Annotated in this window: 11 protein-coding genes; 9 read left to right on the top strand and 2 right to left on the bottom strand. The window is 58.7% G+C overall.

Features of this window, described 5'->3' with window-relative positions:
• The first annotated feature begins 455 nt into the window (after window positions 1-455).
• The 3 genes from VEB01_RS07630 (at window position 456) to VEB01_RS07620 (ending at window position 2,265) form a co-directional block, all read left to right on the top strand.
• The gene (locus VEB01_RS07630; protein WP_324874252.1) at window positions 456-815 is read left to right on the top strand and encodes a hypothetical protein; all 360 of its coding nucleotides are present in this window, start codon (window positions 456-458) and stop codon (window positions 813-815) included.
• 274 nt (window positions 816-1,089) lie between these two features.
• On the top strand, window positions 1,090-1,692 hold the full coding sequence (locus VEB01_RS07625) for a class I SAM-dependent methyltransferase (RefSeq protein ID WP_324874250.1): 603 nt from the start codon (window positions 1,090-1,092) through the stop codon (window positions 1,690-1,692).
• Window positions 1,693-1,845: 153 nt separating this feature from the next.
• Window positions 1,846-2,265, top strand: coding sequence for a hypothetical protein (locus VEB01_RS07620; RefSeq protein ID WP_324874248.1), 420 nt, complete (start codon window positions 1,846-1,848; stop codon window positions 2,263-2,265).
• Window positions 2,266-2,288: 23 nt separating this feature from the next.
• Here VEB01_RS07620 and VEB01_RS07615 read toward each other — a convergent pair whose 3' ends face one another.
• Window positions 2,289-3,263: an IS110 family RNA-guided transposase gene (locus tag VEB01_RS07615; RefSeq protein ID WP_324874246.1), complete on the bottom strand. Its 975-nt coding sequence runs from the start codon at window positions 3,261-3,263 to the stop codon at window positions 2,289-2,291.
• A gap of 244 nt (window positions 3,264-3,507) precedes the next feature.
• On the opposite strand from VEB01_RS07615, the gene VEB01_RS07610 reads away from it, so the two are divergent.
• The 6 genes from VEB01_RS07610 to VEB01_RS07585 all read left to right on the top strand — a co-directional run bounded on the left by VEB01_RS07610 (window position 3,508) and on the right by VEB01_RS07585 (window position 7,692).
• Window positions 3,508-4,206: an HdeD family acid-resistance protein gene (locus tag VEB01_RS07610; RefSeq protein WP_324874245.1), complete on the top strand. Its 699-nt coding sequence runs from the start codon at window positions 3,508-3,510 to the stop codon at window positions 4,204-4,206.
• A 299-nt stretch (window positions 4,207-4,505) separates the two neighbouring features.
• Window positions 4,506-5,735, top strand: a complete 1,230-nt coding sequence (locus VEB01_RS07605; protein ID WP_324874243.1) for a PQQ-dependent sugar dehydrogenase — start codon at window positions 4,506-4,508, stop codon at window positions 5,733-5,735.
• 2 nt (window positions 5,736-5,737) lie between these two features.
• Entirely contained in the window at window positions 5,738-6,106 is a 369-nt protein-coding gene (locus tag VEB01_RS07600; RefSeq protein ID WP_324874242.1) for an SDR family NAD(P)-dependent oxidoreductase, read from the top strand.
• A 49-nt stretch (window positions 6,107-6,155) separates the two neighbouring features.
• The gene (locus tag VEB01_RS07595) at window positions 6,156-6,794 is read left to right on the top strand and encodes an NAD(P)-dependent oxidoreductase (protein ID WP_324874241.1); all 639 of its coding nucleotides are present in this window, start codon (window positions 6,156-6,158) and stop codon (window positions 6,792-6,794) included.
• Window positions 6,795-6,968: 174 nt separating this feature from the next.
• Window positions 6,969-7,340, top strand: coding sequence for a cupin domain-containing protein (locus VEB01_RS07590; protein ID WP_324874240.1), 372 nt, complete (start codon window positions 6,969-6,971; stop codon window positions 7,338-7,340).
• 34 nt (window positions 7,341-7,374) lie between these two features.
• Window positions 7,375-7,692 carry a glycosyl hydrolase family 65 domain-containing protein gene (locus VEB01_RS07585; RefSeq protein ID WP_324874238.1) on the top strand — a complete coding sequence of 106 codons (318 nt, stop codon included), beginning with the start codon at window positions 7,375-7,377 and terminating at the stop codon, window positions 7,690-7,692.
• Between the two features lie 137 nt (window positions 7,693-7,829).
• Here VEB01_RS07585 and VEB01_RS07580 read toward each other — a convergent pair.
• On the bottom strand, window positions 7,830-9,008 hold a 1,179-nt coding region (locus VEB01_RS07580), incomplete at its 5' end, for a right-handed parallel beta-helix repeat-containing protein (protein WP_324874236.1).

The following is a 9,008-nucleotide window of genomic DNA, read 5'->3' as shown; positions in this document are numbered from 1 at the left end:
GGAGCCGCTGGAAACGGCAGATTCGGGCCAAAACGAGCCCTCCGGGCGTGGGCAATATCGGGAAAATGGCGGGGCTTGCCGCCTGTTGACCCTTTACGCGCCCCTTTTGTCAGCTAAAGAATCGGTTATTCGAGGTGCCCTCAGGTTCAGCTGGTGGAGTATATGGCTCGAGTCGACACTCAGTAAGGCATTTACCTCGTGTATTGGCTTAAATCCACGGCATACCCACACCCATCTCAGGCGAACTATACCCAGTTGGAAATCGAAAAACTCCACCCAATTCCGAGATTGTCAACCGCTCGGACGGTCGGCATCGATTTGTCCTATGGGCCGTCACCAAGCAAACAAAGTGCATAACACTCCGGTCAACCGGAAACCGGTAAGCGGGGCAGTCTTCGAACGGTATACCTTGCGCGGGCGCCGGCTACCTTCACGTTAACGAGACATCGCGATCAATGAAAGAACTATCAACAAGACATGCTTACGTAATCGCGGTTGTCGGAGGCGCTATCTTGTGGCTTGTGACGACGACTGTGAGCGGGAGAAACGAGGCTTGGGATTCTCCACTTTATTGGACGGTCGCATATCCGCTTGCTATTGCTCTTGCCGGCAGCCTCGGTTATTCAGCTCCCAACAAGCCGTGGCGCTGGGCCTTAGCTGTGATGCTCGTGCAAGCGGTGGCGCTGGCAATAACCGCCTCTGGCTTTGGCTTGCTGCCGCTTGGGTTGATTGTGTTTGCCGTTCTCGCTTTGCCGCCCATTGGAGTTGCCCTCATCATGGCAGGCATTCGCAACCGCCGGGGCGGACGCCAATGACATTGTTTCAGGGATTGTTTTTTCTGATCTTCGGAGCAGCTCTCCTGCTTGTCGATCATCGGGCGTTGAGCGATGGCACCTTGTCCTTCTGGAGTTATGGCTTCAACGCCCGGACCGAGTTCTCAAGGGTCGCGCACCCCGCCCGCTGAATTCCGGCGTTGAGCGTATAGAAAAACCCTTACTTCGAAAATCTAGCCCATGAACAATCAACGAGTTGCCGATCATGAAACGTTCAAAAAAGAGCATTTTCCTACAGCTTCGTTAGCCCTGCTGCATGAACCGCACTGCCTATAACGCCATATCCGCCCAGTGGGATGCCGCTCGCGTCTCCTTCTTCGGGCGCGAACGCGAGTACATCGATACCTTTCTTGCGGATCTCCCGCCTTCATCCTCCATTCTGGATGCCGGTTGCGGTACTGGCCGTCCAATGGCGGAATACGTTATTGCGCATGGACATCAGGTCACCGGCGTTGATCAATCAGAAGAGTTACTCGCAATAGCAAGACAGCGCTACCCGCAAGCAAGATGGATTCATTCGTCGCTCGAGCAATACGAGTTCGATGGCTGCCAACAAGGGGTCATTTGCTGGGATTCGCTATTTCATATCGAGCGCTCTCATCACAAACCTATTCTGTCGCGTATATCACACTCTTTGCCATCCGGAGGGCGGATCATGCTCACCGTTGGCGGGTCTGACCATCCTGCGTTTACCGATTCGATGTTTGAGCAGCAATTCTTTTACGATTCGTATCCGCCGCAGAAGGTATTAGAAATCCTGGGCAATCTTGGGTTTATCATCCTAATCAGCGAATTTATGAATAAGCCCACATCAGGACGTGACAAGGGCAGATATGCAATCGTTGCAAAGAAGGCTTAATACCCTAGTTTAAGGCCGACCTCCCTGACGGGACTCGATTAGGCGTCAGCCGACAAGGATTCAGCGGAAACTCAGTCTCCATCCTCGCGGTCAGATTAGCTGATCCTGCTGTCCAATGGACTAGTAACGTAACGCTAACGAAGAGGATGAATCATGAGCAATCAAAAGCCAGGGAATGAACCACGCACTCCCCCTAAAACGACCGACTTCGGCATCTTTTATCCGGTCGGCTATCTCGTCGTCGCGTTTCCGAAACAGGAGGATGCACAGCAGGTGCAGCGCGATCTGATAACCGGCGGGTATGACCAGGCGGATTGCCAGCTTTATACGAGCGAAGAAGTGGCTGCCGCCGCACAGCGCAATCTCGCGGAGAATACGGGCTTTCTCGCGCGATTGGGCTGGAGTGATGACGCCGTGCAAGCCCATCTGGATGCGGCCAAGCAAGGCTCCGCATTTTTGCTGATCTATGCGCCCGGCGATGCCGACACGGCACGTGCGATGAACGTCATCCGTCGTGTACCGTTCGACTTTGCGCACCGTTACCACCGCCTTGCGATCGAAGAACTGAAGTAGTCGCGTAGATACTGTTAATGCCGTCAAGCCCCATGCAAGGCGGGATTGAACGGCTGAGCGGAGCGGAGCACGCCGAAGGCCATCTGCAAGAGCTTGCGCATCATGGCGCCGATGATGACCATCGGTGGTTTGCCGGCGCTGGCCAAGCGGGCACCGAAGACCTTACCCCAGGCGGTTTTGTACAGCGCCACCAGGGCGGGCATGTAAAGCGCCTTACGCAAGAATGCATGGCTGACCTTAGACAGCCGAGCCGGACGCTGGAGGCTCCCCGAGTCGTGGCGCCGCGGATTGAGGCCGGCGTAGCCGGCCACTTGCCGGGCGCACTGGAATCGATCCGGCGTCACCGAGAAAGCCAGCAACACGGCGATGGTGCGCTCGCCGAGACCGGAGATGGCATCGAGCAGGCGGGCCTTCTGGCGGAGATCGGGATCAGCCTTGATTCGGTGCCGGATGGCTCGGATCAGGGCTTCGATCTCGGCGTCCAGCCAAGCCAGATGGGCTTCCAAACTAGCCCGGACCATGGCGGGAGCGACCGCCAGACGATTGCCCTCCTGGATCCGCATCCGCTGCAAGGCGTCGAGCCGCAGCACCCGGGCACGCAGTTCGCGCTCGGCTTGTGGCGGGGGTTGCCAGGGAACAAACTCGTGGCGGTAACCAAAATCGGCGATCAGCCGGGCATCGACGGCATCGGTTTTGGTGCGTGTCCCCAAGGCCACCCTATGGGCTTTAATCTGTGCCGGATTGACCACGGCGACTGGGAATCCCGTGTCGGCGAGACACTCGGCGACGGCTTCCCAGTAGATGCCAGTGGCTTCGAGGCAGACCCGCACGGGCGCGATGCTCTGCTTGCCCAGCCAGGTCTGGAGTTCCTGGAAGCCGGCGGGCGTGTTGGGGATAGTTTTGGTTTTGTACTTGCCGTTTGGCAGGCGCAGGGCGCCATCGAGCTTGGCTTTGCTGACGTCAAGGCCGAGGACGGCGAATGAATTGGCTATAGACACTTGCGCAATCCACCTTGTGAATAGAGGCTGCCGGACATTCCGGGCCGAAGAGACTGTTCGATTTCTCGCAAGATCAAGCATGCGTCTCCGGGGTACGATCTACGCAACGAGCTTGACGCTAAAGGGCGCATACGGCCTCCGGAGACCCCGTCGCGGGTGCACCCGCGACGCAGGGGAATAATACAAGGGCGCATCAGCGCAATGTGCCGTATGAGGGTGAGCTGAAACCATTGGGCGGAGTCTGATGACCTATTCCGCCTGCGTGCTCCACGTGCTCGGGGAGGAAGCGAACGAAGTGCCGGACGCTGCGGTCCAACTTTCCGCCGCACCTGACAAAGAGGACTTCATCATGTCAAACATGGAACAGTTGACAAGAGTGGGCAGCCCGGAAGTTTTATTCGGTGAACTCAGAAGGAATTGGGGTTGGCTTCTAGCTCTAGGAATCGTATTGATCATTCTCGGTACGATTGGGCTGGGCATGACGTTTTTCTTGACCTTGGCCAGCACACTTTATTTCGGAGTCCTGGTGCTCATTGGCGGGGGCGCCCAGATTTTTCATTCTGTTAAGGCTCAGGGGTGGAAAAGCACAGTCCTGTCCGTGTTCATCGGCATACTCTATTTGCTTTCGGGTATAGCGGTCATCAGCAACCCCGTGGCCGCTTCCACCGTTCTCACGTTGATGCTCGCCGGAGCGCTAATCGGCATCGGTGTCTTGCGAATCGCTATGGCCTTCCATCTGCGCGGATTCAATAACTGGATTTGGCTGCTTCTGGGCGGCATCATCGCCATACTGCTGGGTGTCATGATTGTGGCGGAATGGCCGGTTTCAGGACTTTGGGTCATCGGTCTTTTTGTCGCAATAGAATTGATTATGAATGGCTGGAGTTGTGTTGCTATTGCACTAACAGCCAGAGAAGGCCTAACAATAGCCCGCCGCGGTTAGACGGCAGGGACGCGCTGATTGGGCCGTGGAACGGAACATGGGGTCGGAAGTCGCCTTCGGACATCAAGGGTCAAAAAGATTCCGGACCGCTTTTGTTTCTCCCCAATGTTTTCCCCCGCCAGTCATGCACGAAAGACACGAAGGACTGGATATGCAGGGCCCATTTTACGCGCCGTTACCTCGCGGTCGCGATGAACTTCAAAGGCGTGTTCACCCGCGACCGGCGGCCGAAGAAAGCGGCGCACTTCCTGCGCTCGCGCTGGTCTCAAAAATGAAATCGTTTCGCCAGAGGATGGCCCATGGATACTCCCCGCCTAGTCTTCATCTCGATAATTCTCCTGGCTGCCGCAGCGGGCAGCGCCGGATCGCAGACGTTGGGCGGAACGGCCGCCTGCCTGCCGCTCGAAACACGCACACCGAACGTGCCGGAACAGCGTCCGGCGTTCTCCGGCCAGACACGCGCATGCGCAATCGAATCGAACGTCGCGTTCGACGTTATCGTGCTCGCAACGGGGCTCGAGCAGCCGTGGGCCGTGGAGCCGCTCCCCGGCGGCGACCTGCTCGTCACGGAGAAGCCCGGCCGCATGCGGATCGTCTCGGCCCAAGGGGAAGTGGGACAGCCGATTGCCGGCGTGCCGGCCGTCGATGCCCGCGGCCAGGGCGGATTGCTCGATGTCGCGCTGAGCCCAGCATTCGATTCCGACCAGACGCTCTACTGGAGCTACGCCGAGCCGCGGCTAGGCGGCAACGGGACCGCCGTCGCCCGCGCTGTGCTGTCGGCCGACCGGCAAAGCCTGGAACAGGTTAGCGTCATCTTTCGGGTGATCCCGACCTATGACGGCACCAAGCACTACGGCTCGCGGCTCACCTTCGGTCCGGACGGAATGCTGTACGTCACCACGGGCGAACGCTCGGATACGCCGATGCGCCAATATGCGCAGCGCCTCGACAGCCACCTCGGCAAGATCCTGCGGATCAACCCGGATGGCTCGGCTCCCACCGACAATCCCTTCATCGGGCAGCCCAACGCACTGCCCGAGATCTGGACGCTCGGCCATCGCAACATCCAGGCCGCCGCCTTCGATCCGGAGGGACGGTTCTGGGGGGTGGAGCATGGCGCGCGGGGCGGCGACGAGCTGAACCTGATCGAGAAGGGCAAGAACTATGGCTGGCCTCTCGTAGCCTACGGCGAGGAATATTCGGGCCAGCCGATTCCCGGCGCGGTGACGGCCCTTCCGGGCTTCGAGCAACCCGTCTATTACTGGGATCCCGTGATCGCGCCATCCGGCGCACAGGTCTACACTGGCGATGCCTTCCCGGCGTGGCGCGGCAGTCTCTTCACTGGCAACCTCAAGGACAAGCGGCTCGTGCGCCTCACCCTCGAGGCCAACCGGGTGATCGGCGAGGAGCACCTCCTTGCCGAGCGCGGTCAGCGCGTGCGCGACGTGCGGCAGGGTCCGGGCGGAGAATTGTACGTCGTCACCGACGAGGCGAACGGCGAGCTCTGGAAAATCGTACCGAGACAATAGGCATGAAACGACTCTTGGAAGGCGTCGGAACAACGCAGTATCGGGCGCCGGCGTCATCGCCGATCCCGAACATGGCGCCCTATGTCGCCGCCAAGCACGGCGTGGTCGGACTCACCCGCGCGGCGGCCATCGAGTATTCGAAGCAAGGGGTGCGCGTGAACGCCATCGCGCCGGGCGGTGTCAAGACGCCGATGATCACCGGCTGGCTCGGAGACCCCGCCCTCACGCAGGCGCTGATCGCGCGTCACGCGATCGGCCGCCTCGCCGAGCCGGAAGAAATGTCCGAAGCGGTGCTCTTTCTCTGCTCGCCGGGCGCCTCGTTCATCACGGGCCATGTACTTCTTATCGATGGCGGACTGATGGCGCACTGAAACGGTCGTCTTGCCGCATTCGTTATGTCACGAACATCAAGGTGATCACATGAACATCGCACTGATTGGCGCAAGCGGCTTCGTCGGCTCGGCCCTCCTCAGGGAAGCCTTGGCGCGCGGGCACAGAGTGACGGCGCTCGTCCTTAATCCACAGAAGCTTCAGGCGCAGCCAAACCTCGCCGCAGTCAAGGTCGACGTGCTCGACGAGGCCGCGCTGGCCGACAAGCTCCGTGGCCACGACGTAGTCCTGAGCGCGTTCAGCGGCCACGCGCAGAGTGACGTCCTCGGCTACTACCTGCGAGGCATTCGCTCGATCATCGCTGCCGTCAAGAAAGCCGACGTGCCGCGGTTGCTGGTGGTGGGCGGTGCCGGCAGTCTCGAGGTGGCACCTGGCGTGCAGCTGATCGACACACCACAGTTTCCCGCGGAGTGGAAGGCAACGGCCGAAGGCGCCCGGCAGGCGCTGCAGATGTTGCGCGAGGAAGCGGAGCTCGATTGGACCATGCTCAGCCCTTCGGCGCTCCTGGAGCCCGGCCAGCGTACCGGCAAGTTCCGGCTCGATGACGACAGGCTGGTGGTCGGCGTGAACGGCGAAAGCCGGATCTCGCTCGAGGACTACGCTGTCGCGATGATCGACGAACTCGAGAAGCCCGCGCATTCACGCCGGCGCTTCACGGTGGGCTATTAGTGTGCCGACTGACGCCATATTCCCGTTGCTTCTGCTGCGGAAAGGAATCCCATGTTAAATCCAACTAATTCACACAGACTTCTCGATCGACTCCTGTCCAAATCCTGGTGAATGCTCGCGCTGCGCGGCGGCGTTCATTTTCGGCATCCTTGCGATCATTTTCGGAGGTGACACATGATCGGATACGCAACGAACATAGAGCAGGATACGCTCGCAAACCAAGACTACCGCCGCGTGCTCTACACCGGCCGGAATACCCAACTCGTGCTGATGACGCTCCAACCGGGCGAGGAAATCGGGCTAGAGACCCATGCGGAACACGACCAGTTCATCCGCATCGAAGCCGGAACCGGTGTGGCCGTCCTAAATAACGAGGAGCATCGTTTGAGCGACGGCGTGGCGGTGGTGATCCCGGCGGGCGTCGAACACAACGTGATCAACACCTCATCCGAAAAGCCGCTTCGGCTGTATACGCTCTACAGCCCGCCCGAGCACCCGGACGGGACCGTGCACCGAACGAAAGCCGAGGAACCCGCGAAACACTGATAGCGATATTCGAGTCGGTGAGTCGAGTGCCGATATGAGCACCGTCGGCCCTATCGTCACTCTCTCACCGCGCGACTACGATGCCGTCTTGTTCGACCTCGACGGCGCATATTTCGCACAATATTCGGAGCAGCACGGCATCGAAGTCGCGGGCGACGTCCTCAGGCTCAATCCGCAATTGCCGGAGGAACTGGACCGCCTCGACATGCGCATCCGCTATCGCAGGCATACGCTCGATTTGCACCTCACCCGCGACGCGCTTACCGTGCACGGACGCGAACCCGGCATCGCACCGATCCGCCTGGCATTCAAGGACGAAGTCACGCAAAGGTGTCAGGCTTTCCTTGTTTGACTTTACTCACTGAATTAACGCCTAAACTGCTATTTCTTTCCGATGACCGGGCATGCTCAATATGCGGAGCGCCCTAATTCACTTTGGCACGTGAAGCCGTGGTAAGCCCCGAAATGCTGAGGTTTACCCGCATTGAGCTATTTGAGCAACATCCGCTCGACAGCCAGGTTCCACCCCGGATTGCGTCCCGCGCCGGAGTAGGCGCCGCGAAACCGGCTATCCCTTTTCAGTCCGTTAAAGTCTCGGTCGAAGTCGGGAAACTCGGAAAACTGTTTTAGAGTGATCCGGCCACGCTCCAACTTGCCCGGCTTGGGGAAAAGACTCAAGCTTCCAAGGGGACCGATGGGGCTCTGCAAATAGTCTTGCGCATCGGGATAATCGGCCACGAGGTTTTCGGCCTGTTGTCCTCCCTGTATCGGGGTTTCCGAAAACACCGCATTCCCGACGATTTGTTGATCCAACTCGGTGGCACCTTCTTTACGTAAGATACGAATCCCCTTCCAGGGATGCAGGACGGTATTGAAGAAAACCCTCACCTTTCGAGGTATGTCGTTGTGAGGCTGAATGGCGACTGCGGGGAATTCGTTTCCGCGAGAACTGTAAAAGAGATTCGAGTACAGAGCGATTCGCCCTTCGCCCTGGAATAAGGATTCATTCGGATTTTCGTGGAAGGCGTTTCCGTAAATCAGATAGATGTCATCCTTTCCCGCTCCCTGCAAGGGCCAATGGCCGACCAAGACATTCGGGCGTGCGTCGGGTCCGACGGAGCCGCCGGCAGCCTTCGTGAACACGTTGTGGCGAATGATTGTCGCTCTTGGCTCCAGCGGCATTCCGGGAGGTTTCGGCCTGGGGTTTTGATGTTTGATTTGCAGGTTGTAGCCGATGGTGTTCGCAACCAGATTGTTTTCGATGATCCCGCTCCAAAAAGGATGATTCCCGTCCGAATTTCCGAAGTACATGCCCGTTCCCGCCCCGGTGATGACATTGCGGCGAACCCGCCAATCCCAAGCCGGACATTTGGAGGAAATCCCGACAATCTGCTGATGTCGTCCAAGATTATGAATGAACAGGTCTTCCAGGATGATGTGATGGGCGAAATTTCCCGAGGAGCGAATTCCGTTGACCATTGCCCCCTGACCGTCGATTTCGAAATTGCGAAGCGTTATGTAACTGGAGGGAACCTCGAAAAACCCTTGCCATGAGAAAATAGCGGCCTTGTTCTTGAACCCGAGGCAGAGATGATCAAAGAAAGCCTGTTTGCTGTCGAGGAGCGTGAAGCCAAGCTCGACCACCTGGGCGATGTGCTGCCACTGATG

Source organism: Methylocaldum sp., from assembly GCF_035627495.1.
Classification (GTDB): domain Bacteria; phylum Pseudomonadota; class Gammaproteobacteria; order Methylococcales; family Methylococcaceae; genus Methylocaldum.
The sequence above is the reverse complement of the archived record's forward strand: the minus strand, read 5'-3'. Positions and strand labels throughout refer to the sequence as shown.